Source organism: Streptosporangium pseudovulgare (assembly GCF_014648055.1).
Lineage (GTDB): Bacteria > Actinomycetota > Actinomycetes > Streptosporangiales > Streptosporangiaceae > Streptosporangium > Streptosporangium pseudovulgare.
On the sequence record NZ_BMQJ01000064.1, the window covers coordinates 1 to 792 of the forward strand.

Here is a 792-nt window from a genome sequence, read left to right on the forward strand (position 1 = left end):
GAGCTGGTCCGGGTCTACGTGGCGCAGAAGCGCAAGATCACCGATGGGGACAAGCTCGCCGGCCGGCACGGCAACAAGGGCGTCATCTCCAAGATCCTCCCGGTGGAGGACATGCCGTTCCTGGAGGACGGCACCCCGGTCGACATCATCCTCAACCCGCTCGGCGTGCCGGGCCGGATGAACGTCGGGCAGGTGCTGGAGACCCATCTGGGGTGGATCGCCGCCCGGGGCTGGGACATCTCCGGCGTCGAGGAGGCCTGGGCCGAACGGCTGCGCGAGCGGGGACTGGACCGCGTCGAGCCGGGCACGAACGTCGCCACCCCGGTGTTCGACGGCGCCAGCGAGGAGGAGATCGTCGGCCTGCTCGGCAGCACGCTGGTCGACCGCGACGGGGATCGGCTGGTGGGGGGCACCGGCAAGGCCAGGCTGTTCGACGGCCGCAGTGGCGAGCCGTTCCCGCATCCCATCGCCGTGGGCTACATCTACATCCTGAAGCTGCTCCACCTGGTGGACGACAAGATCCACGCGCGGTCGACCGGCCCGTACTCCATGATCACCCAGCAGCCGCTCGGCGGTAAGGCCCAGTTCGGCGGCCAGCGCTTCGGTGAGATGGAGGTCTGGGCCCTGGAGGCCTACGGCGCCGCCTACGCCCTGCAGGAGCTGCTGACCATCAAGTCCGACGACGTCGTGGGCCGCGTGAAGGTCTACGAGGCCATCGTCAAGGGCGAGAACATCCCCGAGCCGGGCATCCCCGAGTCCTTCAAGGTGCTCATCAAGGAGATGCAGTCGCTG

1 protein-coding gene is annotated in these 792 nt (G+C 68.7%); it reads left to right on the top strand.

The genetic code is table 11. The annotated features are described in order from the left end of the window. On the top strand, positions 1 to 792 hold a 792-nt coding region (locus IEZ10_RS38470), incomplete at both ends, for a DNA-directed RNA polymerase subunit beta (RefSeq protein WP_444545410.1).